Annotated in this window: 27 protein-coding genes and 1 riboswitch; of the genes, 8 read left to right on the forward strand and 19 right to left on the reverse strand. The window is 40.8% G+C overall.

What is annotated here, in order from left to right; genetic code table 11:
- Positions 1–112 precede the first annotated feature (112 nt).
- Positions 113–832 carry a DUF2225 domain-containing protein gene (locus ACYX4O_RS16490; protein WP_476352331.1) on the forward strand — a complete coding sequence of 240 codons (720 nt, stop codon included), beginning with the start codon at positions 113–115 and terminating at the stop codon, positions 830–832.
- 43 nt (positions 833–875) lie between these two features.
- Here the strand turns inward: ACYX4O_RS16490 and lipA are convergent, their stop codons facing one another.
- The 4 genes from lipA to ACYX4O_RS16510 form a co-directional block, all read right to left on the reverse strand.
- Positions 876–1,823: a lipoyl synthase gene (gene lipA / locus ACYX4O_RS16495; protein WP_036782610.1), complete on the reverse strand. Its 948-nt coding sequence runs from the start codon at positions 1,821–1,823 to the stop codon at positions 876–878.
- Positions 1,824–1,862: 39 nt separating this feature from the next.
- On the reverse strand, positions 1,863–2,681 hold the full coding sequence (locus ACYX4O_RS16500; protein WP_476352333.1) for a lipoate--protein ligase family protein: 819 nt from the start codon (positions 2,679–2,681) through the stop codon (positions 1,863–1,865).
- A gap of 165 nt (positions 2,682–2,846) precedes the next feature.
- Positions 2,847–3,143, reverse strand: coding sequence for a YuzB family protein (locus tag ACYX4O_RS16505; protein WP_476352335.1), 297 nt, complete (start codon positions 3,141–3,143; stop codon positions 2,847–2,849).
- Positions 3,144–3,246: 103 nt separating this feature from the next.
- Positions 3,247–3,561, reverse strand: coding sequence for a YuzD family protein (locus tag ACYX4O_RS16510; RefSeq protein ID WP_476357180.1), 315 nt, complete (start codon positions 3,559–3,561; stop codon positions 3,247–3,249).
- A gap of 180 nt (positions 3,562–3,741) precedes the next feature.
- On the opposite strand from ACYX4O_RS16510, the gene ACYX4O_RS16515 reads away from it, so the two are divergent.
- Positions 3,742–3,963 (forward strand): NifU family protein, encoded by a 222-nt coding sequence (locus ACYX4O_RS16515; RefSeq protein WP_036782805.1) that lies wholly within the window; start codon positions 3,742–3,744, stop codon positions 3,961–3,963.
- Positions 3,964–4,618: 655 nt separating this feature from the next.
- On the opposite strand, the gene ACYX4O_RS16520 is transcribed toward ACYX4O_RS16515, so the two are convergent.
- The 3 genes from ACYX4O_RS16520 to yutH all read right to left on the reverse strand — a co-directional run bounded on the left by ACYX4O_RS16520 (position 4,619) and on the right by yutH (position 8,163).
- Positions 4,619–5,863, reverse strand: coding sequence for a dicarboxylate/amino acid:cation symporter (locus ACYX4O_RS16520; RefSeq protein ID WP_476352337.1), 1,245 nt, complete (start codon positions 5,861–5,863; stop codon positions 4,619–4,621).
- Between the two features lie 286 nt (positions 5,864–6,149).
- Positions 6,150–7,121 (reverse strand): 2-hydroxyacid dehydrogenase, encoded by a 972-nt coding sequence (locus ACYX4O_RS16525; protein WP_476352339.1) that lies wholly within the window; start codon positions 7,119–7,121, stop codon positions 6,150–6,152.
- Positions 7,122–7,185: 64 nt separating this feature from the next.
- On the reverse strand, positions 7,186–8,163 hold the full coding sequence (gene yutH, locus ACYX4O_RS16530) for a spore coat putative kinase YutH (protein WP_476352341.1): 978 nt from the start codon (positions 8,161–8,163) through the stop codon (positions 7,186–7,188).
- Between the two features lie 156 nt (positions 8,164–8,319).
- Between yutH and ACYX4O_RS16535 the strand changes: the two genes are divergently transcribed.
- Positions 8,320–8,817, forward strand: a complete 498-nt coding sequence (locus tag ACYX4O_RS16535) for a phosphatidylglycerophosphatase A family protein (protein WP_476352343.1) — start codon at positions 8,320–8,322, stop codon at positions 8,815–8,817.
- Positions 8,818–8,904: 87 nt separating this feature from the next.
- Here the strand turns inward: ACYX4O_RS16535 and ACYX4O_RS16540 are convergent, their stop codons facing one another.
- Together ACYX4O_RS16540 and ACYX4O_RS16545 are read right to left on the reverse strand one after the other, a co-directional pair.
- Positions 8,905–9,678 (reverse strand): TIGR01457 family HAD-type hydrolase, encoded by a 774-nt coding sequence (locus tag ACYX4O_RS16540; protein ID WP_476352345.1) that lies wholly within the window; start codon positions 9,676–9,678, stop codon positions 8,905–8,907.
- 22 nt (positions 9,679–9,700) lie between these two features.
- On the reverse strand, positions 9,701–10,138 hold the full coding sequence (locus ACYX4O_RS16545) for a DUF86 domain-containing protein (protein WP_476352347.1): 438 nt from the start codon (positions 10,136–10,138) through the stop codon (positions 9,701–9,703).
- A gap of 144 nt (positions 10,139–10,282) precedes the next feature.
- Here ACYX4O_RS16545 and glpX point away from each other — a divergent pair, with 144 nt between their 5' ends.
- From glpX to ACYX4O_RS16560, 3 genes are read left to right on the forward strand one after another with little or no spacing between them, the layout of a single operon-like run.
- Entirely contained in the window at positions 10,283–11,254 is a 972-nt protein-coding gene (gene glpX / locus ACYX4O_RS16550) for a class II fructose-bisphosphatase (RefSeq protein WP_476352349.1), read from the forward strand.
- Positions 11,255–11,284: 30 nt separating this feature from the next.
- On the forward strand, positions 11,285–11,554 hold the full coding sequence (locus ACYX4O_RS16555) for a DUF3055 domain-containing protein (protein ID WP_476352351.1): 270 nt from the start codon (positions 11,285–11,287) through the stop codon (positions 11,552–11,554).
- Between the two features lie 56 nt (positions 11,555–11,610).
- Positions 11,611–11,895 (forward strand): cytosolic protein, encoded by a 285-nt coding sequence (locus tag ACYX4O_RS16560; RefSeq protein WP_476352353.1) that lies wholly within the window; start codon positions 11,611–11,613, stop codon positions 11,893–11,895.
- Between the two features lie 47 nt (positions 11,896–11,942).
- On the opposite strand, the gene ACYX4O_RS16565 is transcribed toward ACYX4O_RS16560, so the two are convergent.
- Positions 11,943–12,218 (reverse strand): YutD family protein, encoded by a 276-nt coding sequence (locus ACYX4O_RS16565; protein ID WP_476352355.1) that lies wholly within the window; start codon positions 12,216–12,218, stop codon positions 11,943–11,945.
- Positions 12,219–12,374: 156 nt separating this feature from the next.
- On the opposite strand from ACYX4O_RS16565, the gene ACYX4O_RS16570 reads away from it, so the two are divergent.
- Entirely contained in the window at positions 12,375–13,049 is a 675-nt protein-coding gene (locus ACYX4O_RS16570; RefSeq protein WP_188651983.1) for a YhcN/YlaJ family sporulation lipoprotein, read from the forward strand.
- Between the two features lie 193 nt (positions 13,050–13,242).
- Complete coding sequence (locus ACYX4O_RS16575) at positions 13,243–14,208, forward strand: M23 family metallopeptidase (protein WP_476352358.1); 966 nt, start codon at positions 13,243–13,245, stop codon at positions 14,206–14,208.
- Positions 14,209–14,251: 43 nt separating this feature from the next.
- Here the strand turns inward: ACYX4O_RS16575 and ACYX4O_RS16580 are convergent, their stop codons facing one another.
- The 9 genes from ACYX4O_RS16580 to sufB form a co-directional block, all read right to left on the reverse strand.
- The gene (locus tag ACYX4O_RS16580; RefSeq protein WP_156969118.1) at positions 14,252–14,347 is read right to left on the reverse strand and encodes a MetS family NSS transporter small subunit; all 96 of its coding nucleotides are present in this window, start codon (positions 14,345–14,347) and stop codon (positions 14,252–14,254) included.
- A 2-nt stretch (positions 14,348–14,349) separates the two neighbouring features.
- The gene (locus ACYX4O_RS16585; protein ID WP_476352360.1) at positions 14,350–15,864 is read right to left on the reverse strand and encodes a sodium-dependent transporter; all 1,515 of its coding nucleotides are present in this window, start codon (positions 15,862–15,864) and stop codon (positions 14,350–14,352) included.
- 795 nt (positions 15,865–16,659) lie between these two features.
- Complete coding sequence (locus tag ACYX4O_RS16590; protein WP_476352362.1) at positions 16,660–18,228, reverse strand: Na+/H+ antiporter NhaC family protein; 1,569 nt, start codon at positions 18,226–18,228, stop codon at positions 16,660–16,662.
- A gap of 235 nt (positions 18,229–18,463) precedes the next feature.
- Positions 18,464–18,647, reverse strand: a riboswitch (Lysine riboswitch).
- Positions 18,648–18,708: 61 nt separating this feature from the next.
- Complete coding sequence (gene yunB, locus ACYX4O_RS16595) at positions 18,709–19,497, reverse strand: sporulation protein YunB (RefSeq protein WP_476352364.1); 789 nt, start codon at positions 19,495–19,497, stop codon at positions 18,709–18,711.
- 57 nt (positions 19,498–19,554) lie between these two features.
- Positions 19,555–20,655, reverse strand: coding sequence for an HD-GYP domain-containing protein (locus ACYX4O_RS16600; protein WP_476352366.1), 1,101 nt, complete (start codon positions 20,653–20,655; stop codon positions 19,555–19,557).
- A 101-nt stretch (positions 20,656–20,756) separates the two neighbouring features.
- The gene (locus tag ACYX4O_RS16605) at positions 20,757–21,071 is read right to left on the reverse strand and encodes a YunC family protein (protein WP_476352368.1); all 315 of its coding nucleotides are present in this window, start codon (positions 21,069–21,071) and stop codon (positions 20,757–20,759) included.
- Between the two features lie 56 nt (positions 21,072–21,127).
- The gene (locus ACYX4O_RS16610) at positions 21,128–22,519 is read right to left on the reverse strand and encodes a bifunctional metallophosphatase/5'-nucleotidase (protein ID WP_476352370.1); all 1,392 of its coding nucleotides are present in this window, start codon (positions 22,517–22,519) and stop codon (positions 21,128–21,130) included.
- A 12-nt stretch (positions 22,520–22,531) separates the two neighbouring features.
- Positions 22,532–23,356 (reverse strand): sulfite exporter TauE/SafE family protein, encoded by an 825-nt coding sequence (locus ACYX4O_RS16615; protein WP_476352371.1) that lies wholly within the window; start codon positions 23,354–23,356, stop codon positions 22,532–22,534.
- Positions 23,357–23,828: 472 nt separating this feature from the next.
- Positions 23,829–25,226, reverse strand: coding sequence for a Fe-S cluster assembly protein SufB (gene sufB / locus ACYX4O_RS16620; RefSeq protein ID WP_188652002.1), 1,398 nt, complete (start codon positions 25,224–25,226; stop codon positions 23,829–23,831).
- Positions 25,227–25,251 lie beyond the last annotated feature (25 nt).

Genomic DNA, 25,251 nt, shown 5'->3' on the forward strand with positions numbered 1-25,251 from the left:
ATTTTTCAAACCAGAATAGGGTAAACCTTTTTCAGTTATAAGCAAAAAGACTTGAGAGCATCGCGAAACTTTAGTACATTTGAACCATATAACGATCTTTAGGAGGGCTGTTATGAGCGAATCGATTCATCCATTATATGATAAACATTCTCAATGTCCATTTTGCACCCATTCATTCACAACTAAAAAAGTACGTTCTAGATTCACTCGCCCTATAAAGACAGAAACAGACTTTTACACGCTTTACAAGTACGAGCAGTACAGCCCACTTCTATACGTCCCTATCGTTTGTCCAAACTGTGGATATTCTTATACGGATCAATTCTCCAACCTCTTGTCTGAGCATTCTCGTACCGAAATTACAGAAAAACTTGTAAAGCGCTGGACACCTCAGAACTATTCTGGCGAACGAGACGAGAGCAATGCTCTAAATGCATACAAAATGGCGATTTATACAGCTCAATTAAAGAAAGAAAAAGCCATTGTTATAGCAGGATTATACTTAAGGGTTGTGTGGTTATATCGTAAAAGGAAAGACGATGTTGAAGAAGCGAGATTCATGAGATTGGCTGAAAAAATGTACAAAAAAGCTTACGAAGAAGATGACCTCTCTTATACAGAGATGAACGCATTACGCGTACTCTACTTAATCGGGGAATTGAATCGGCGCCTGGGACGTAATAAGGAAGCCATTAAATATTTCTCCCTTGTAGTTGAAAAGAAACAGCTAGCAGTTGACCCTAAAATCATTAACATGGCCAGAGATGGATGGTATCAAGTTAGAGAAGATCAAAAGACAATCGCTAACAGACTTTTAAATGCAGGCAATTAAAAGACCTGCAGTATAGCACTGCAGGCCTTTTTCAATAAACGAATTAGAAGTTTAGAGTGTCTAACTTCTCATTTGAAGTCTCTTCATAGCCCTTCATGTATTTAATACGACGTTGAAGAGAAGTTTCATTCACTTGTTCATCCGCATGGTAAGAAGAACGAACCAATGGTCCTGCCTGACAGTGCTGGAAACCTTTCTCCATAGCGATCTGACGAAGCTCTTCAAACTCGTCTGGATGGTAGTATCTTTCTACTTTCAAGTGCTTTTTCGTAGGTTGTAGATACTGACCAATTGTCATGATATCAACGTCATGAGCAAGCAAGTCATCCATAGCTTGAATAATCTCTTCTTTCGTTTCACCAAGACCTACCATGATGCTAGACTTCGTTGGCGTGTTTGGAGCTACTTCCTTTACGCGCTGTAGAAGTTCTAAAGAACGGTCGTACGTTGCTTTTGAACGAACTCTTGGCGTTAAACGACGTACAGTTTCAATGTTATGGTTGAAGATATCAGGACCTGCGTCCATAAGCATACGAAGACTGTCATAGTCCCCAGCCATGTCAGATGGAAGCACTTCTACTGTACAACCAGGCTGACGACGGTGAATCGCTTTAACGGTTTCAGCAAATACAAACGCTCCGCCATCTTTTAAATCGTCACGTGCAACAGCAGTAACAACGGCGTGCTTAAGGTCCATAAGCTCTACTGACTCCGCAACTTTTTCAGGTTCTTGCATATCAAGTTCATTCGGAAGACCCGTTTTAACGGCACAGAAACGGCAACCACGTGTACATGTATCCCCTAGAATCATAAAGGTCGCTGTTTTACGTTCGCTCCAGCACTCGTGAATGTTTGGACATCTTGCCTCTTCACAAACTGTATGTAGGCCGCGCTCACGCATAATTTTCTTCAAGCGATTATAAGATTTATTAGTCTTGATGTTAATTTTCAGCCACTCTGGCTTACGTACGTGTTCTTCTTTCTTCGCCATGTTTACACATCCTTATACCTATTATTTCAAGCAAAACATTTAACGAGAGTAAGTCCATTCATCTGTTTGGTACCTTGTACGAACAAGCTCCTCTACCTCTTCTTGCTGTTCATCTGTCAGGGTGTATGGTATTAATTCTACCTCTAGTCCTTGTTCAAAGCCATCTTTAAAGGCACTCTTCACTTCTTCCATTGGTACATTACGACCGGCTACCTCATTGATTGCGACCGCTTTCCCTCCAAAGGCTTTACGAGCTCTCTCTTTCACACGCTCACTTGGATAAATGAACATATCAAATAAGGTAACATCATCCATTGCTATGGGGATTGAACCGTGTTGAAGAATTACACCTTTTTGTCTTGTCTGAGCACTCCCTGCAACTTTTCGACCTTCAACAATTAATTCATACCAAGAAGGTTCATCAAAACAAACTGCTGAACCCGTTTGTTTAATCTTCCCTTCTGGAATTGAGAATTCCGCTTCTACTCCCAAATTTCTGAATCCTTTTAATAAACCTTCAGAAATAACTCGGTAAGCCTCTGTTACCGTGGGAGGCATTGAATCATGATTTTCAGAAACAATTACACTATAGGTCAATTCATTATCATGCAGAACAGCTCTGCCTCCTGTAGGGCGACGAACCATTTCAAATCCATGCGCCTTTACAGAATCAAGATCAATTTTTCCATCTATTTTTTGAAAATATCCTACTGACACAGCAGCCGGTTCCCAACCATAAAAACGAATTACAGGAGGAATCTCACCCTTACTATGCCATTTTAAGAGCGCTTCATCGAGCGCCATATTATAAGCAGGGGAGGCATAACCCGAATCTACATAACACCATTTTTCTTTCATGCATGAGCCTCTTTTCTATACATAAGGAATCCTTTATTTAGGTAAATGAACAAAGTATATTTTAACAACCTACCTAATACTTGTAAAACCCCCTGGATATTCTATGTATGGAAATAAAAGAAAAACGCAGGTAATTTGGCCCGCGCTTTTCTTTTAATCGTGAAGTTAGAACAGGGGATTCTCTTCGATGTGTTGATACACATTCTTCACTAACTCTTCTGGTGTTTCACCTGTCACTCGATCACCATTAACGAGTGCAAATAGGCTTTGAGCACATAAGCCACAATGGCTAAGACATCCATATTCTATGACATCAAGTTCAGGATCTTTTTCAAGCTCTTCTAAAGCTTTTTGAGATCCACTTGCTAAGTTATTAATACAAAATTCAATTATTGGGTTCACAAGATCCACCTCTACTTTTCTATTATGGTGAATCCCCTCTTCAAAGATACATGCTACCATATTCTAGTCTAAGACGACAACGGACTCAACTCATTGTTTTCTCTAGTCAACAAATGCCCAAGCATTCAGCATCTGTTATACGACAGACAAAATGGACGAGTAGCTACCCTATTGGCTGAATTCCCTTTTCCTCAATCGCTTTGAAAACAACTTTCAGTCGGGGTGTACCTTCATCAATAACCTCTTTGTCCATGACAATTAGCGGATAAAAAAATTCTTCATCTAATATCCGTTCTGTAAATTCTTTATGTTCTCCCTCGACCTGAGACTCCATAATATCGACATATTGATAGTGAAATTGATCATTAGAATACTTACGTCCAATCGCTGCTTGCAACCATTCAAACGTCTCTTTAGAACCAGGAGCATTTACACAACTTGCACAGCGTTCCTCTGCTCCATATACCGTAATTACCACTTTGCTCAAAATCCATCCCACCCCCACAATAACTTTTGTTACCTTTCATTTTACAAAATGTTTCGATAAATATAAAATTATTTTTGAAATCAAGTTTCACAAAGATAAATTCAGTTTGCACAATAGATTTTTTTGCTTACACGCATTATAATGGATGTATAGGAAAGGAGAAGATGGATGATGGAAAATGAAGTACAAGAAGTATTGAATAAACTTCGTCCCTTCTTACTACGTGATGGTGGAGACGTTGAATTAGTAGATGTAGATGAAGGAATTGTTCGCCTTCGTCTTATGGGTGCTTGCGGTAGTTGCCCAAGTTCAACAATCACCCTAAAAGCCGGGATCGAACGTGCACTCGTAGAAGAGGTACCTGGAATTCGCGAAGTAGAACAAGTCTTTTAATTTGTAGCGTGTGTTTGGCTATTCACTATATGAAACAGCTTGTAGATCATTCTACAAGCTTTTTTTATGCCTTCCTTTTCTCCCAATAATAGGGCAGGATTGCTGGAGGCTCGAAGCTGAGACATGTTAGTGGGGATGGGGCCGTTACGGTAATGAGAGCTAGGGGTGTCTGGGGAACGACTCGCTTTCCACGGGCGAGCTGTCGAGCCTCCTCATTCGCTTTGCTCATTCCAGGGTCTCGTCGACCTCTTTCTCCCGTAGGAGTCTCCCCGTTCCCCAGACACCCCATATCAGAAGTTGTAGAACACCCCCGAAGCTCGAGAATATTGGGGATTCAACAAACCTGCTTCCTTATAAAGTATGCTTCCGTTCCTTCTATATATGGCAAAGGTGGTTCGGGAAATTGCGAGACTCCTGCGGTAGTAGGAGCCTAGGGGAGACCCCGGAGGGAGCGAATGCGACTGAGGAGGCTCCCCAGCTCGCCGCGGAAAGCGAGTGATTTCCCGAACCACCTTACCCTCTATTTGAGCAAACGGAAGCATTCTCTCAACTTCGAGGCTTCCACATAATGGAGGTTATATGAAACAAAAAAAATACAGATAAAGAATATGACATAAAAAAAGCAGTTCTTCCTGATCGGAAGAACTGCTTTTTATTAAGCATGTTTTTGCTCTTGTACAACTGGAATTTCGTCTTCGCGTCCTGCTTCAGAGCGGGCGATAATGACTGCTGCTGTAGCGTCACCGGTTACGTTTACTGCTGTACGGCACATGTCGATTAGACGGTCAACGGCAAGCACAAGAGAGATTGCTTCTACAGGGAGTCCAACGGATGTTAGAACCATTGAAAGCATAATTAGCCCTACTCCAGGGGCTCCTGCTGTTCCGATGCTTGCAAGTGTTGCTGTTAAGACAACCGTTACAAGATCACTAAAAGCAAGGTCAACACCATACATCTGAGCGATGAACATCGTTGCGACACCTTGCATAATGGCTGTACCGTCCATGTTAATCGTGGCACCGAGTGGTTGAACGAAACTACTGATCGGTTTGGGTACGTTTAACTTGTTTTGCACGGTTTTCATGGATACTGGTAACGTACCTGAACTGCTTGAAGTACTAAAGGCAACCACCATTGCAGGTGAGAAGTTTTTAAAGAATTGAATAGGGTTCATTTTCCCTAACAAGGCAATAGCTGATCCATAGGTGACAACAAGGTGTATAACAAGTGCTAATAGCACAACAGCCAAGTATTTCACCATTTTCAACAGAGAGTCACTACCTTGTGATCCTATGGCATCTGCAATTAGAGCAAACGCGCCATATGGGGCAAATTTCATGACTAGCTGAACAAGATACATCAAGACATCATTCGCTTGTTCAACTAACCTGTATAAGTCTTTACCGCGAGATCCAATGCGAGAAAGTCCAATCCCGATAAAGATAGAAAATGCAATAACTTGAAGCATATCTCCCTTCACCATGGCATCAAGTGGATTTGATGGGATAATATTGATAAGTGTATCCACAACTGGTGGGGCCTCACTTGCTTCAAAATCTCCACCTTGCATAGCCGATCCACCGGCACCTGGTTGGAAGAGCGAGCCCAACCCTAAGGCAAGCGTTAAGGCAATCGCTGTTGTAACTAAGAAAAACAGAACTGTCTTAATCCCAATTCTCCCAAGCTTTTTCGGATCACTAATTCCTGAAGTCCCAAGGATTAATGAAACGACTACGATCGGTACAACAAGCATCTTAATCAAGCTTACAAACAATTGCCCAACTGGGTACAGAACGAATTTCTGTGCGTTATCATAAATGGAAGGATCCAAGTTGTTAAGTAATAGTCCAACTAAAACACCAAGTCCCATTCCGAGTAAGATTTTTTTCGTTAATGACATCTCTTTCCTCCCCCTCGTGCAAGTATACTATTGTATATATAAACACTATTATAAAAGAGAAAGTTAGGGTAATTCAATAATAGTTCGAAAAATCTAATACAGACATTATTCACCATCCGCATAACTATGCGCCATACCAATCTTGTTAAACCTTAATTTTTTATTATACCTTCCTCTAATGCATAGTACCTTTACTTGTATAAACACTAAGTTCTGCTAAAAAAGGCAAGTAGATTCTTTATTAGAATCTACTTGCCCTTTTTCAAACTTTCTTGTTATATTGTTTTCAAACTCTGGTAACTGGAGTCTTGGCCTCATCTTTATTGATTACTTGCTGGATATTTTCAAGGCAAAGTGTCATCATTATTTTCCTTGTTTCTTCAGATGCTGAGCCAATATGAGGGGTTGCCACCACTTGATCAAATTTTAGAAGTGGGTGGTCGGATGAAATCGGCTCATTGTGAAATACATCTAACCCCGCTCCTGCTATTATATTCTGCTCTATTGCCTCATACAGTGCCCCTTCGTCTACCAATGCCCCGCGAGAAGCATTCACAAATATAGCGCTACCCTTCATACGTTCAAATGCTTCTTTATTAAACATTCCCCGAGTTTCTTCTGTAAGAGGGGTTAAACAAACCACAAAGTCAGACCGTTCTAATAGCTCTTCAAACCCTACGTAGGTGGCCGCTAGCTTTTCTTCAGCTTCGATTTTACGACTACGATTATGATAAAGAATCTCCATTTCAAATCCAGTCGCTCTTTTAGCAACAGCCTCTCCTATACGCCCCATTCCAACTATGCCAATTGTTTTATGATGAACATCTTGTCCAGCCATTAAGAGGGGAGCCCAGTTTTCCCAGGCATTATCTTTTACATACCGTTCAGCTTCCATTAATCTCCTTGCTGCAGATAATAATAATCCAAAAGTTAAGTCAGCCGTTGTATCAGTTAAAACATCAGGAGTATTTGTTACAGTGACATTGGCGTCTTCTGCAGCATCCAAATCAATGTTGTCATATCCTACGGCTAAGTTCGCAATGACTTTAAGGTTCGTTTGTTGTTCAAAGATCTCGCTATCTATCCGATCGCTAAGCATTGTCACTAGCGCATCAGCTTTTTGAGCTTTCTCAAGCAGCACTTCCCTTTCAACTGGCTTCTCTTCTTCTGGCCACATTTCAATTGTATAATTAGATTCAAATGGTTCAACTACGGATTGAGGTAGTTTTCTTGTGATATAGATAAATGGTTTAGACATCAGGATCCTCCTCTATAGCTATAATTATTGCCCATTATAGCATGAAGTTTCCCTGATTTTGGCCTCACCAATCTAATATTGGAATACGTAGTCGTTTGTAGTCCATATGAACAGCATCGAAAAATTCTTTTAGCTGTTTTTCATACTGACCTTGCTGTTGAAGAAGGGAGCGATATTCTTTTTCGAGCGAATTTTGTTCTCCCTCCCCAGTTTGTAATGTCCGCTCTAGAACATCATATAAATGAACAGGGTAAACGAGCCTTGCATAAATTAAGCGCCAACTAAAAACAGAAAGTGGCCTATTACGTTCATATTCATCAAGCATTGTGCGTATAGCAGGGTAAGCATTATTGCCTTGATTTAATAACGAATGCCGAATCCATTCTGCCAAATCCCTTGCAGGGTGATCATACACTAATGTATGAGGCCAAATAATTTGGGACATCATGGATGGATGAAGGCGCTTTAACGTAAATGTGCCCTGGTCGTTTTGTTCATATCTCCAATCTTGCTCACTTTCTTGTAAATATTGAATTGCATTTTCGGATATACCTTCAAGATAAGGGAAGGTCTCAATAAATAACCTCCTCATAGAAGAACACGGCCGCTCATTCCACTGGATTTTATATTGTTCAAACCAGGCATCCACTTTAGATTCCCAAAGTGACTTCCATTGACCATACCTAGAAATCTGTTGGGGTTGATAAGGATAACGATTGCCAATGTCATGAAGAGTCGCAAGCCATTGCCCCTCTGAAGCTTCCGAGGAACTCCAAGGAACTTGAACTAGCATGTAAGATTGATTATCTTGTTGTGTAAACAATTTACCTTCTCTTGTGAAAAGAGGCACGCCAATCTGCACAGTATCTTGTGTACGTATATATTCACTAATTGAACGTTGTTCATATACCTCTTCATCTAGTCCTTCTTCGTTAGGAATTAAGAAATAGTGACCATCATTTCCTTCGAAACCATACAAACCATTATCATGAATCTCTTTACCTAAGTACACCTGGTATTCTTGTTGCAATTGGTCTCTCATATAACCTACCACCCTTTTAGTTGCTCTTATCTATATAGATATGTATGATAACGATAAGCATGATTGGTTCTCATGCACGTTTTTCATTTAGTTTCATACTATACGATATAGGTAATAGTATGGATATACTCGATACTTAAGAAATAGGTGATAATCATGGCAAAAGAAAAAATGACAGAGTTAGAGCAAAAAGCACGAGAACTTTTAAAAGAACGTGGCGTTACACTCAACGATATCGCTGAACTTGTACACTATCTTCAGGCTAAGTATCATGACAATCTTGAGATGGAAGAGTGTTTACACAATGTAAACCGAGTAATTGCAAAGAGAGAAGTACAAAATGCAATCCTAACCGGTATTGAATTAGATATAATGGCTGAGAAGAAAATGCTTCAGTCTCCCCTTCAAGAAACGATTGAGACCGACGAAAGTCTATACGGCATTGACGAGGTCATTGCTTTATCTATTGTCAACGTATACGGCTCAATCGGATTTACAAACTACGGCTACATTGATAAGCAAAAGCCTGGGATCCTAGAGAAATTAAATGACAAAGCAAATGGTTGTCATACTTTCTTAGACGATATTGTAGGAGCCATTGCAGCTGCAGCATCAAGTCGTTTAGCTCACAGTGACGCTAATGTAGAGGCCTAAAACAGGCCTCCTCTCTCCTACATAAGAATAGAACAAAAAGGCAGCTTCCCTTAATTGGTAAGCTGCCTTTCTTTATACCCATCTGTATTATAAATTAGGAATCCATTGATTTAATGTTGAAATCGTATAAGTTGGTTGCTGGTTATATAGAGACAACTGTTCTTTTGTCGTAACGCCCGTTTGAACGTGCAAGGTGTCCATACCGGCGTTCATTCCTGCTAAAATATCTGTATGGTAGTTGTCACCCACCATTAGTGTGTCCTCTCTATTTAAACCAATTGCAGCCATGGCCTGCTCCATAATAATAGACTCTGGCTTTCCAATAAATGTAGGCTCAACACCGGTGGATACAGTTACCACAGAGGTGATTGAACCATTTCCTGGCAACATGCCTCTCTCAGTCGGTATGGCAACATCTCCGTTGGTTGACAAGAAGGTTGCACCTGCCCGTACATTTAAGCACGCTTTTGTGAGCTTCTCATAATTCAACTCATGATCCAAGCCAACTACAACATAATCACAATCTTCCTCTGCTAATGTAAGCCCAGCATCCTCTAAAGCGTGCAACAAACCTTCTTCTCCCATTGCATATACTTTAGCCCCTGGCTTTTGCGCTTTAATATAAGAGGCAGTCGCCATACTTGTTGTATATATTTGTTCAGGTTGAGCTGGGATATCAAACGTGTTTAACTTATCTGCCACCTGATCTGGACGACGGGATGAATTATTTGTTACAAACAGATGAGGAATCTCCTTCTCTCGGAGTGTCTTGACGAAGTCAGATGCAGCTTCAACCCGCTCTGCTCCTCTGTACATAGTTCCATCGAGATCGATTAAATAACCTTTATATGCTTTATTCATTGCTGTGTCACCTCTTTAATGATTAGGAGTTTGAAAACGCTGAAACAGGACCCAACTCATGATGTAAATAATAGCGAACATGTTCACTGTAATGATTAATGGCTGGCCTACTCTTTTCAAGCGTTTCACGAATCGTGTCTGGTTTTATATTGACATAATCTTGAACAAGAGGCTTCCTTAAAGAAATAAGTGTTTTATAACAGTCTTCATCTTCTTTAGGAATTACTTTCTCGTCGATTAATATATCAATGATATCATTATAGCTTCCCGGATCTCTCATTATAAAACCGTCAATCATCATATTACCCACATCAATCACCGATTCTATACTCATCTGCGCCAGACGTTCAAGCGCTAATGCTCCCATATCGCCCTCAAAGGTTTGGCTTTCATATACTCTCATTAAACCATCCAAATGCTTGAGAGTAGCTTCAATTTTACTTCGATCCACAAAATACATAAGTATGTCCTCCTTATTTCATACTACAAGAACCAAATGATCTTATTTCATGATATCACAAAACGCTAAAATACAAATTTCATTTAAATTATGTTGGGATTTTGCTATGATATAAAAGGAATTTAAAGTATCGGAGGAAATGAAATGGATCGCGAATTAGCTCTAGAACTTGTACGTGTAACCGAAGCCGCAGCAGTGAGCTCAGCTCAATGGATGGGAAGAGGTAAGAAAAACGAAGCAGATGATGCAGCCACTTCCGCCATGAGAAGCATGTTTGATTCCATTACGATGCAAGGTACAGTCGTAATTGGAGAAGGAGAACTAGATGAAGCCCCAATGTTATATATAGGGGAAGAACTAGGGAATGGACAAGGACCTGCCGTGGACATCGCTGTTGATCCTTTAGAAGGAACGAATATCGTAGCGAAAGGACACAACAACGCTATGGCTGTTATTGCAGCTGCTGATCGCGGTGCCCTTCTTCACGCTCCTGATATGTATATGGAGAAAATTGCAGTTGGAAAAAACGCAAAAGGAAAAATTAGTTTAGATGATCCAATCGAAAAAACGATTGATATTGTGGCAGAAGCCAATAATAAACGTATCCGTGACCTTACCGTCATTATACAAGAACGTTCAAGGCACGAAGATCTTGTCGAACGCGTCCGCGCCAAAGGTGCCCGCGTTAAATTATTTGGTGATGGTGATGTAGAAGCCTCCATAGCAAGCTGTATACCTCACACTGGCGTTGATATCTTTGTCGGTACAGGGGGCGCGCCAGAAGGTGTGATTTCTGCAGCTGCCGTTAAATGTCTTGATGGTGACATGCAAGCTCGTTTAGCTCCTCAAAATGAAGAAGAAGCAAATCGTTGCATCGAGATGGGACTTGCAGATCCTCGTCAGCTACTGACACTAGATGATTTAGTAAAAAGTGATGACGCAATCTTCGCTGCTACAGGCGTAACAGAAGGCGAATTGCTACACGGTGTAAAATTCTTAGGCAATGACCTTTCAGAGACCGATTCAATTGTTATGCGAGCTAAAACAGGTACAGTTCGTTTCATAAAAGCGAATCACCATTTAGATCGTAAGCCACACTTATTAGTAAACGAATAATAAGGTTTGTTAAAAGGAAGGAGTACAAGCATGAAAGAAGATCGACTTTTTCTCACTGATGAAGAAGAAAGCACTTCTACACGCTTTGTAAGCTTTATGGGAGAGAGCCATCGGTACGACTTGGCTATTACAACCTCGAAAAAATATAAAGACAAGAAAATGGTCATAAATTTACAAAGCAACCATTACGCTCTTTTGAACCAATCGCAAGTAGAGGAAGATGGACACCTTGAGCATGCCTTCAACTTAACAGAAGTGGAGGCCGAAGAACTAAGAGCCTTCCTACGTGAAATCGTATAAATGAATGAAATCCCCCTCCTAATGGAACACTACGTGGCAATAGGAGGGGGATTTTTATGTCTGATCAAGATAAAGAGAAATACTCTGATTTTGCAAATGTTGAAGCCATGAGAAATTATGTAACACCTGAGCAAATGCCCGAGGGGCCTTATGGGGCTCCTCGTAATAAAGATCAACCCGTAGAAAATAAAAGCACACCATGGCGACCTGGTCAACGATACTATAGCGCTTTTAACTATGAGAACAAATCACTTCATAAAGACTTACAGCGCTTAGATCCTGCCTCTCACCCAACACACGATCACCCAGTTAAAGAAGTAAAGCCATCTGAAGAACAATAAAAGAGCAGGGCGAGACCATATCTGGTTTCGCCCTGCTTCTTTAAATGTTACTTGTCTGTTTTCTTCAATACGAAATGAGCGCAACCAAAGTTACAGTATTCGTACATATAATCATCTAGCGTGCTAATCTTTGTATCGAATGTAGACTTAGGATTCTGATCGTCATAAAACCCTTTCAAACGAAGCTGTCCGTATCCCCAATCTCCAACGATAAAATCATACTTACTTAGAATGTCGCTAAATCGTTCCTTAACTGCTTCTTCTTGGAAGCCGTCTTTTTCGTCTAGAACAACCTGATAATTCTTTCCTTGAATTTCTACCACGTCGATCACCTCTTAATAGTGCTTTTAGTGTATCATATTTTGGATATTTTGACTTTTACTTTTCTTGTTTGATCAATATTTTCTAGCATGAACTTTCCATATTGACTAAAGCTATAGATGAGGGAGAGACAATATCATGCTAGAGGAGGGTTTCCATTGAACTACAAATCATGGATTGCGGCATCTGCTCTTGCAACAACCTTAGTTGTTACGGGGTGCGGTGCTGAAAACACGGACCAGGGCGCAATGGATATGAATAACGATGGGTACGGTACCAATGTAAGTTACGACAATGCCGACCGCAATAAGAACAAGAACTATAATTACCAAAACGTCGAAGACATGAATACCAACAACAATTCATCTCAACGTCTTGGATACAACCGCTACTCGCGCGGTGAAGTCGACAAGCTTGATGAGGTCCGTTACGGAATCATGGACCGAGAAGCTGTTAGTGATTTAATCACTCGTTACATGCTCCAAGCTAATGCATTTAAAGATGCGGCTACGCTTGTAACGGATTCAGAGGTTCTCGTTGCTTATACGAAAGAAGACGACGTCGATCGAGATCGTGCTGCTGATATCGCCAAGAAAACAGCAATCTCGACCGTTCCTCGTTACTTTGAGGTATATGTAACAGACCAGAAAGACATGTATAAAGACTTGGCTTCTTTAAGCAATATGAAGACAAGCGATAAGAACTACCGTAACATGCTTGAATCAACAATTAAAGAAATGCGTAAATCTCCACAAGGAGAAGCTATGTACAATGATGAAACAAAGTCTAAAAGAGACAAACGGGACGTTCAAGATCAAGGGATGAACCAGTAACTTTTTGCTTAATCATCAGTAAAAACAATGGTTAGCCCGTAGAGTTAATCAGTAAAGAAGGGACTGTTTTAAAAGACAGTCCCTTTCTCATGGACTTTTAAGTCATTCACTTATTCTTAACATTTACCACTTATGTTTCACCCAAGGCTTTCGCACACTATTGTTATAATCCATCACTCGGAGGTGAAATGATATGACACGTATAGTAGCATTCATCTTGCTTTTAGCCCTCCTTCCACAACATACATGGGCAGAAGATAATAAAGATGTCACAGCACAACGTATGAACCTTTACAGAACTATGGAATCCCTCACTCAAATTCCGTGGTACTACCTTGCAGCTGTTGATCAATATGAGCGCAATATACAAAAAGAGCCTGCATCTGAAGGAATCATTTCAATTACCATTCCTAAAGAGATGTGGAACGGCGCCACAAATCCAAGTCAAAAAGATGTTCTTCCTGTTTCAGAAATTGCATTCTTTGAAGGAATGGGCCAAGACGGAGATGGAGACAATCTCGCTGATCGCACAAATGATGCCGATATTCTTGTTTCCTTTTCCAAATGGATGAGTGAGTTTGGTACATCTAAACAAGATATTAAAATCGCTCTGTGGAATTATTATGAAAGAGATTTATCCGTTCAAACGATTGTTAATACTGCTGAAGTCTTTAAATCAGAGAAGACAATTGATTTAGATCAACATATATTCCCTGTCCCTCTTCATCATAACTATAGCTACAAAAATACTTGGGGAGATCCTCGAGGGTTTGGTGGAAGACGAATCCATGAAGGAACCGATATCTTTGCTAATTACGGTGTTCCCGTCCGCGCTACATCCTACGGGGTAATTGAGATGAAAGGATGGAACAAGTACGGTGGATGGAGAATTGGTGTAAGAGACATCCATAATATTTACCATTATTTTGCTCATTTAAACGGCTTTGAGAAAAATGTTAATGTAGGACAAGTAGTTAAACCGGGAGATGTTATCGGATATGTTGGTGCCTCTGGTTATGGCCCGCCTGGAACATCAGGAAAATTCCCTCCTCACCTGCATTACGGAATGTATAAAGATAACGGTCACTCAGAGTGGTCCTTTGATCCTTACCCTCATTTAAAACTTTGGGAACGCCAAACACGTCAAATGAAAAAATAAAAAATCCCTCTCACGCTATTGCGTAGAGGGATTTTTGATAAACTTATGATTTAGATGCTTTAACAGCCCGCACAATGCTAGCTATTAAACCACCCCAGATAACAGTAGCTCCGATGACAAACATTACAATCCAACTCATGTTTAGCCAACCTCCTTCTCTTCTGACTCTTTCGGCATTGCCAATTCATTATTTGGCCACTTGCGTACCGTCATTAATGCTCCGACGAACATAGCTCCAATGGCAACAACCCAGCCGAAGTAGAATAAGAATTCAATCGGGTACCCTTCATAGTTCTCCATAAGTTCGACACGTAGGTTTTGTAACAACATATACCCCAGGACAACTGGAGTTATTACACCCAAACTAATCCTCCACCAGGCACCTAACATAATGTCAGATAGACTGTTGGCATGAGCCTGGAGGTTTTTTAGTTCTCTCGCAAACCAAGCAACAGCTACAACCTCAAACAAACCAGCAAGCGCTACTCCATAACTGTTTATAAAGTGGTCAACGGTGTCTAAGAAGAATAAACCTCCATTTGTTGCGTAAAGAAGGGATATAATTGCGGAGAGTCCCCCGCCAATCGCAACCGCGGTTACGCGTGATAGGTTAAACTTCTCTGCAACACCCGCTACATATGTTTCGGTAATAGAGATTAACGAAGACAGACCCGCTAATACAAGCGAAGCAAAGAATAAGAAACCAAAGAACCCAGACAATACAGGCATTTCATTAATAATTTGTGGGAATACAACAAATGCTAAACCAATTCCTCCTGTCACCACTTCCGTGACATCTTGACCTGTTTGCAGTGCCATAAAACCAAGTGCAGCAAAAACACCAATACCAGCTAATAATTCAAATGATGAATTCGCAAAACCTGTGATAAAGGCATTGTTTGTGATATCAGATTTCTTCGGTAAATATGAAGAGTACGTAATCATAATCGCAAAAGCGATGGATAAACTGAAGAAGATCTGACCATAAGCAGCAACCCAAACTCCAGGGTCTCCTATTGCATTCCAATTTGGCTGGAAGAATGCTTGAAGACCATCAACTGCCCCATCAAGCGTCAAAGCACGCACAACTATAATTAAGAATAATACCACAAGCGTTGGGATAAAGATTTTATTCGCTACTTCGATCCCTTTCTTAATACCAATTCCAAGAACTGTTAAGGTAATGATCCAAACAATCGCTAGCGGAATAAGAATCTTCATATTCATTCCACCAACAACTCCAGGTTCTGTGATATTCAGGAAATCTTCCATCAAGAATGTACCTGTATCACTTCCCCAAGCTCCATTTAATGCATAACCTGCGTAAAGAATCGCCCAGGCAATAATAACCGCATAATAAGTAGAAATAATAAATGAGATCGCAACTTGCCACCAGCCAATCCATTCAAAGCCTTTTCGCATTCTCCCAAGTGACTTAGGTGCAGATCCGCGATATTTATGACCGATGGTGTACTCCATAATTAAAAGTGGAATTCCGGCAGTTAGAAGTGCGAATAAATATGGTAAGAAAAAAGCACCTCCGCCGTTTTCGTAAGCCGTCGCCGGGAACCGCCAAATATTCCCTAATCCAATAGCTGAACCCATTGCTGCAAGCAAAAAGCCAACCCGTGTTCCCCATTGAGAACGTTTTTCCATGAATAGCCCTCCCCTTCACCAGTCTTATCCTGCGTTACAAGCATATGCTTAATATCCCAGGAGAATGTGTGGTTCTTTTTCTTTTTCAGACTTTTCTAACTATAAGATGTCTTTATTCTAACCAGTCCAACTCGGCTTGTAAAGTAATATTTAAAATTTTCAGATATTTACAATTAGGTTTTTTATCCTACGCCTATTTTTCTAACCAAACCCGTTCCCCATAGTGGATTTTCCATATGCCCCCCTTATATTGCAGACCCGTAGCTTACATATTTTGGCTGGAAGGGGCCGTTACGTTTGATGAGTGCTTGGTCTTGCTCGGGGACAACTCGCTTTCCTGCTGGGAGCTGGGAAGCCTCCTCATTCGCTTCGCTCTCTGCGGGGTCTTCCCTAGGCTCCTTTCCCCGCGGGAGTCTCGCAGTCCCCGAGCAAGCCCTGGCTTTAAAGATGTGAACGGCCCCGCAGTTATCAGCAGGTGGTCTGGTGTCACCCTAATATGGCATGTTTTCGTTCATCCTTATATGGAAAAGGTGGGCCTGGTAACTGCGAGACTCCCGTGGGCAGAAGAGCCTAGGTGAGACCCCGGAGCCCGGCTTTGCCGGGTGAGGAGGCTCACCAGCTCCCCACAGGAAAGCGAGTGGTTTCCAGGCCCACCTTACACTCAACTATAGCAAACGAAAACATTCTCTAAACTTCGGATCTTCAACATTGCTTCCCTTATATGGATCTAACGCAGGTCTTAGCTCAACAATAAAAAAATCCCGTTATGTACGTTACATAACGGGATTTACACAACTATGCAGTTTTGGATTCGTTTACTTCTGAATCATTGCTTTTTGGATTAATCGCAAACACCACAATTATTACAAGTAAGAGCGTAATAACAAGAGAAAGCAATGCACTAGACGTCATGCCATAAACCACATAACCAACAGAAGTGGCCGCGGCACTAATTAAAGCATAAGGCAATTGCGTCATGACGTGGTCAATGTGATTGGATCCTGCTCCTGTAGAAGATAGAATTGATGTGTCTGAAATCGGAGAACAGTGATCTCCAAACACACTTCCTGCTAATACAGCTGCTAAAGCAGGTAAGAACATGCTTACGTCTGTGTTTGCTGCGATATTCCCTGCAATGGGGAGCATAATTCCAAATGTTCCCCATGACGTTCCTGTGGAGAACGCCATTCCTCCAGATACTAAGAAGACGAGTAATGGTAAATAAGACGGGGCAATGTTCAGAGATTCAAATTGAGCTGCTAAGAATTCACCTGTCTCAAGCTCACCAATAATGGCCCCAATCATCCATGCAAAGACTAAAATATAAATAGCTGGCATCATTGCTTTAGATCCTTCAAGGCTTACTTTGCTAAGAGGTGACTTTTCACCAGGTTGAGTTACATACAGAACAAATCCACTTAGTGCGGCAAATAAGCCACCAGCAAATAATGAGCGATTTACATTTGTATTCTTGAAAATCTCAAGAATAGTTACGTTTCCTTCTGTCCCTTGGATGCCCGTTATTACCATGGCAATGACAGTAGCCGCAATTAATACAACGATAGGAACAATCAAGTGATAGACACGCCCATTGTGGACATCTTTAAATTCATTGTTCAAGTCACCCGGCACGTCTTTCGTCTGGTCAACAAGTTCCCCTTCAACTTCAGCTTTTTGCTCATGCCTCTTCATGGCTCCAATATCGAATTTACGATAAATGGTTAAGAACACAAGGAGTATAGCTGCGAATACATATAAGTTCATTGGAATCATCTTAACAAACGCTTCTAAGCCACTAAACTGAGTTAATTCATTTGTTGCAATAATGGTCCCTATAGTACCAATAATATATGCACCCCAGCTTGATATCGGTGAAATTACCGTAATTGGCGCTGACGTAGAGTCAATAAGATACGCTAACTTTGCTCTAGAGACTTTATAACGATCTGTTAATGGGCGAGCAACCTGCCCTATTGCCAGACTATTAAAGTAATCGTCAATGAAAATAATAATACCTAATACAGCTGGCATAGTTTGAGCACCCTTACGTGTTTTAACACGTTGGATCGCCCACTCTCCAAATGCACGACTTCCACCGGAAGCAGTCATAAAGGCTGTTGTAATCCCTAATAAGATTAAAAAGCTGAGTAAGAATAAATTGCCTAAATTAAGCGCGCCATCTACATAGAAAATCGTATAGAATTGTGTCCATACTTCAGATAATGTCGCAGGTATAGAAAAACCATGGAGCATGAAAGCACCAAGTAAAATTCCTACTCCCAATGAGATAAGCACTCGTCTTGTAACTAAGACTAAGACAAGCATAACAAGTGGTGGAATAAGTGAGTAAATCGTTCCTTCCATCTTTTCGTTCCCTCCATTTTTTGTAATGATCTCCTTCGTGTTTCAGCCTTGATGTTATTGAAGGAAAGGAACGATGGACATGACGATGCAAGTACTGTCGAGCGCAGATTGGTGTGGTAATCTGGCTTTAAAATGCAGAAGAGTAAGAGGAAATAAAAAAACAGCAAATAATGATAGAGAAAATAACCTATCATTACTTGCTGTTTTATCGCAAATAATATTGTTATCCTCCATCTCGATCAGTAGCGCATCATGCAATCCAACGTTCGGTTTGCATGACAGTACATTCTCTATTTGGGAATGCACCAGCGTAAGGAAGGGGACCCTTCGTTACACTTCGGCAAGCAGCCCTTTCTCCAGTTCTCATTGTTGTCATCCTCAAACTGGGTACTAATGCTAAATGCACCTCTACCTCATCGATATGATAAGGGTAGATGAAATTCAATTTTTGTGTAAGACAAATATTATCTTAACAAGTTTTTATGGTCCTGGCAAGGGGTTCGTTGGAACTTCAATAGATGGATTCATTCCACCGCCACCACCATTATAGAAATCAGGTACTTTCCCAATAATGACGTTATGTGCAATAGGAACTTCGGTATTGACTGTGATCAGCTTTGTAGAAAACGGCAGGAGTACTTGTAAATTGACTTCAACTCTTAAATCAATATCAACAACAAGCATATTAATACCATACTCTTTCTCTTCTTTAATAGCATCCGCTTTCACATTTCCAATGTAAGTAAAATGGACAGGAATCTCTGGTCCTAGGTTTGATAATAACGTATTCCCAGTCGCTTGCCCTAAAGGAATTCTAGCAATGGTACGTTTATCTTGTACAATCTCTGTATTCGTCTCCTCAGGTTGGTCAATATCCACATCATAGGATATACCAGGGTCAGGATCTTCACCTTCCCCTAATCTTGTTAAATATTGATTAACGCGAAATAACGTATCCCTCGTTACTTTATTAATCGCCGCTGAGTTGAAGCCAGCGGACACTACATTTCCTTGATCATCATAAGTATACTGGACTAAATCATTCACATTTAAGTCTTCTGCCATTTTCTTACTGACCGTTTCTGCAATAGCTTCTTTTGCAAATTGTTCGGTTCTCGCCTCTGCAATCTCCATAATCTTCGGCTCGATCCCTTTATTTATAATCCATAAGCTTACAAAAGTGCTTATGAGAAAAAACATGAACGTTATAATAAATATCTGTCTGGCTGGAGGTGGTGCCATTGAACCTTTTCTTCTATTTCTCCCCATAATAAAACCCCCTCTCCTCAATCTTATGCAAGGTGAGGACAGGGTTTGACTGTTTTATTACGTTTTTCCAACCAACGTGGTATCGCATTCTGTAATGACAATATTCAAGGCTTTACTTAGATCTAATTCATAATAGGGATATACGGACTGTCCATTTTCTTCTAAAATCCTTACGTGTGGACGGTCACTAATATTAGAATTTTGTCTGGCCACAATACCTTTTCGTCCATCACTTAAACAAACACTCAAGCCATTTGGATACACAGCAACGCTTCTTCTGAAGGCTTGAATCATATGTAAATCAAACTTTGTCCCCGCGCCTGCGTACAGAATCTCAAGACCCTCGTGAGGTAGCATAGCTCTTCTATACACTCGGTTACTTGTCACTGCATCAAACACATCTGCAATTGCTAAAATTTTAGCGTAGTAATGAATATCTTTATCGCAAAGTCCTCTTGGGTAGCCAGAGCCATCTAGCCGCTCATGGTGTTGAAATGCACAATGGGCTACCACCAAAGGCACATTAGGAACAGATCGAAGCATATTGAAACCAGCTTCTGAATGCTCTTTAATAAGCTCAAACTCTTCATCATTTAAAGCACCAGGTTTAAACAGAACTTCCCTTGGGACTCTAACTTTACCAACATCGTGCAGAATGGCTCCAAACCCTAGTTCTTCAAGTTTTCTTGGAGGTAACCCTAGTTCTGTACCCAACGCTAACGTATAGATCGTCACATTTAAAGAATGAGTGAAAATATAATCATCGTATGTAAACACATCTGATAATAAAGATATAGCTCGATCATGCCCCTGTATGTCCGATAATATCTTCCGGACTACTTCTTTCATCTTCTCCCCGGTACGATCGAAAATGAAAGCATCATGTAGAGCAGATGCTGTCTTAACTTTATCGAATGTATGTGTAATATGATTGATCGCTTGGTTCCTTACTTGATCTGTAATCGGAAATTCTGTAACAATATCGTCTGTGACTTCGTCCTCTATGTAAACATATGTAATTCCCATGTCGTTTAATCGTTCGATCATTTTCAGAGTTAACGACACACCTGAATGGATTAAGACCTTCCCCTTTTCGTTATGGATCGGTTTTGCCAACTCATGACCAGGCTCTAAGGAAAACGTTGATAGCAATCGCATAATACCCCAACCTTATACCAAACTTAACTCCCGCATTCTTAATCGCTATGTACACCGAGAGAATTTGCAGTAGAGATACAAACTCCCTCGCACCAATTTAGTTAAGACTCTTCTCTTGTCAATCTTAACATGGCTTCTTTCCCAATCATTCCTTTTTCCCACCCAAAAGCTTTTGATCCTATTGTAACCTTTTCTAAAGGCGCGTCGAGTAGATCTTGTATACTCCGTACTCCTACTGCTCTCCCAGCTACAATGTTTCGATCAGCTAACTTCTCATTTAATAGGTCCACATCCAATGCCCCACACATTATATATCCTTTTTCATGAGTCACAACTAGCAAGTTCGTTTTTGGTAAAACAACAGAAACAGCTGTGAACGGAACACCCTCAATCCATACAGGCTCCACCGTAACCATCGTATTCCACTCCCTTCTGCTACAATTTATGAAAATGGCAGAAGAAAGTGCATTATTTACGGCATTTGTTTGAGAGTTTCAAATAATAGATCGCGAAGCAATTCTGGCATATAATATTCCTTTTTAGGACTATTTGCAATTTCAGGGAGCAAACGACCAAACGTAAAGGTATCAGCAGTAGCTACAGAGTACGTACGAGATGGATCAATCTCTTCCCCATCAATGATAACTCCTGTAACGTACTCCTGACCATCTTGAGCTTTTTTACTTTGTACATCTACTCCATCAAACACCATACGTCCTATCACTTCGCCTCTAAATCCAAAACCTTTGAGCTTTAACTCCATGAAGCGCTTCGCATGAGATTGACGAATGACTTCCATAAGCTGATCGCCTTTAAGTTCCACCTTACAAGGATTCATAGGATGAGGACATTTCCGGTGTATATCTCCTCTTGTAACAGGGCCTTGAGGGAACCCTTCCAACAGGACACCGGCGTTCAACATCGCTACATCAGCATCTGTCCAGTCCTTGAGGGTTTTAACAAATTGTTTCATCACCTCGGACGTTTCGAACCATGTTGCATGTTGGTCTTGGCTTAATTCTGTTACCGTTTTATGCAACATACGAGAAGCTTCTTTAGAATAATCTTCTACAAGCTGCACTGTCTCCTTATCCTCATCCTGCATCTCGAGAGAATAGGCGCTAGCAGATTTTTGGGTTAGCTTCCGATTAGTCTTATCCCACTGTAAGGCCACTTGTCCAACATACATACCATGCTTACCAGCTGCCGAGAGCAGCGTCCCATTAATATACTCACCATCTTTAAATAAATGATGGGTATGACCACCAATAATTACATCAATCGAATTGTAGCGATTGGCAATTGCCTCGTCATCGTTAATCCCTAGATGGGATAATAACACAATAATGTCTGCTTTCTTTTCGATCTCTTCTAATAATTCATCCAGCTTATCAAAAGGAGAAACGACCTCCCATCCCATTTGCTTGTAGAAGGTATAGAAGGGGGCAGTAAGACCAATTACGGCAACCTTTGTTCCATTAGTTGTTGTCTGAATAGTATAAGAATCTAGCCATGAGGGATCAGGAGCATTTATGGTTGATAGATTTGCACAAGCCACATCAAATGTGGCTTCATCATATAATGTATACAAATCTTCGTGCGTGAGAGTAATCCCCTCATTATTCCCCAAAGTGACCCAGTTATAACCTGCTTTATTTAATAAATCAATATTTGCTTTTCCCATCATTGCTTCTGAAATTGGATGAAACCGATCTACATGATCCCCTACATCCAATAGAAACATATCTTCTTTCATCTTGTCATGGTGATTACGCCGTTCTTTCCAGTGGCCTACAATTCGGGGCCAATTTTCAAAATGGCTATGTAAATCATTTGTATAGTAAAGATAAATATTTTCCGTCATCTCATCGACTCCTTACCCAAATCCATCCCAAATTAAGCGAACACCGATTAAAATGAGAATAATTCGTAATATCCATTCAACCGTTTTCCCGTTCATTCGTTGATTAACCTTCGCTCCAATCGTACCACCCACCCATGCACCAGGTATGAAACATAATGTATAAAGCCACGGAACATGTCCCAATAAAATATGAGTGCTAGAGCTTGAAATACTTAGGAAGAATATAATAAACATTGAAGTTGCAGTGGCCACATGTGGAGGTAATCCGAACAAAAGAATCATAGCAGGAACCATTAATGAACCACCACCGATCCCAAATAAACCGGATAATGACCCTACAAAGAACGCCAAAAGAAAACCACCAACAATGTGGATTTGATAATGATACGTTTTCTGATCCAATGTGAATGACCGATTAATATATAGCCGATTAGTGGGTTTAAAATTTTTAGAACGATTGGGTCTTGGCAAAAAGAACAATAAGGATATGACAATCATTATGGTCCCAAATGCAATAGAGAACGTTTTAGTATCCACGAACTGATTAAACCACGACCCAAATACTCCACCCGGGAGACAACCAATCAAAAAGATTAGTCCAGTCTTATAGTCGATTCGCTTGCTTTTCCAATACGCAATTGTTGAAGATAGACCAGTAAAAATCATCACCACTACTGAAATACCTACAATCTTCTGAGGAATAGCCCACTCAAAAGATCCCGAAATATTGTGTAAGAAAAGCATAGATGGTACTAAAATGGTTCCTCCACCAATGCCAGCGATGCTACCAACAAAGGCTGTAAAAAACCCTATAATTAACATGATAAGAGCAACCAAGATACACAATTCCTTTCCATAAACAATTCCTCATTCTATCATTATCTTACCATCTTTTTCAGTTTAAAAACACGAAGAAAGCCCTGCCTGCCATATAAGCCTTCTTATATGACAGCGCGAAACTGATAGATTTTTTACGGGTGGGACCGTTACGTTTATTGAGTGCTAGGGGTGTCTGATGCCTATTTGAATCTACATGTGGCATGTTTCCGTATCTCCCGATATGGCAAAGGTGGGCCTGGAAACTGCGAGACTCCCGTGGGCAGAAGAGCCTAGGTGAGACCCCGGAGCCCGGCTTTGCCGGGTGAGGAGGCTCACCAGCTCCCCACAGGAAAGCGAGTGGTTTCCAGGCCCACCTTACCCTCATTTAGAGCAAACGGAAACATTCTCAACTCTTGTGCATACAAAAAGAGGACAAAATCGGGGGATTTCGTCCTCTTACTATGCGCTATTCGTTTAGATCGAATGCAAATTAACCGATTGAACCTTCCATTTCGAATTTGATCAGACGGTTCATTTCGACTGCATATTCCATTGGAAGTTCTTTCGTGAATGGCTCGATGAAGCCCATTACGATCATTTCTGTAGCTTCTTCTTCTGAAAGTCCGCGGCTCATTAGATAGAACAGCTGCTCTTCAGAAACTTTAGAAACTTTCGCTTCGTGCTCAAGGGAAATGTTTTCGTTCATGATCTCGTTGTAAGGGATTGTGTCTGATTTTGACTTGTTATCCATAATCAGCGTGTCACATTCAACGTTAGAACGAGCACCCTCGGCTTTACGGCCGAATTGAACGATTCCGCGATACGTTACGTTACCACCTTGTTTAGAGATGGATTTTGAAACGATTGTAGAAGACGTATTCGGTGCTAGGTGGATCATTTTCGCCCCAGCATCTTGGTGTTGTCCCTTACCAGCAAGTGCAATAGAAAGAGTCATACCACGTGCGCCTTCGCCTTTAAGAACAACAGACGGATACTTCATCGTTAACTTAGAACCTAAGTTACCGTCAATCCATTCCATTGTTGCATTCTCTTCAGCAACCGCACGTTTTGTAACCAAGTTATAAACGTTGTTTGCCCAGTTCTGAATGGTCGTATAACGGCAGTAGCCGCCTTTTTTGACATTAATTTCAACAACTGCACTGTGAAGTGAGTTTGTTGTATATACAGGTGCTGTACAACCTTCTACATAGTGTACAGAAGCGTCTTCGTCAACAATAATTAACGTACGCTCAAACTGACCCATGTTTTCTGAGTTAATACGGAAGTAGGCTTGTAGTGGTGTGTCAACTTTTACGCCTTTTGGAACGTAGATGAAAGAACCACCAGACCATACTGCAGAGTTTAGTGCAGAGAACTTGTTATCTGCAGGCGGGATCACTTTACCAAAGTGTTCACGGAAGAGTTCTTCATCTTCTTTAAGAGCTGTATCCGTGTCTTTGAATATGATTCCTTGTTCTTCTAAGTCTTCTTGCATATTGTGGTATACAACTTCAGATTCATACTGTGCGGATACACCTGCAAGATATTTTTGTTCTGCTTCAGGGATTCCTAATTTATCAAATGTTTGCTTGATTTCATCAGGTACTTCATCCCAAGAACGCTCAGACTTTTCAGATGGTTTTACGTAATACGTAATCTCATCAAAATCAAGTTCATTTAAGTCGCCGCCCCATTGTGGCATTGGCATCTTATAGAATTGTTTAAGAGCTTTCAAGCGGAAGTCAAGCATCCACTCTGGCTCTTCTTTCTGTCTAGAGATCTCACGTACAATTTCTTCAGTCAGTCCTCGCTCTGTGCGGAAAATCGAAACGTCTTTGTCATGAAACCCGTACTTATACTCGCCGACCTCAGGTGCTTTTTTAGCCATCGGTCAAAACCTCCTTTAGGTGGTA

The organism is Pontibacillus sp. ABV4_188 (assembly GCF_056311905.1).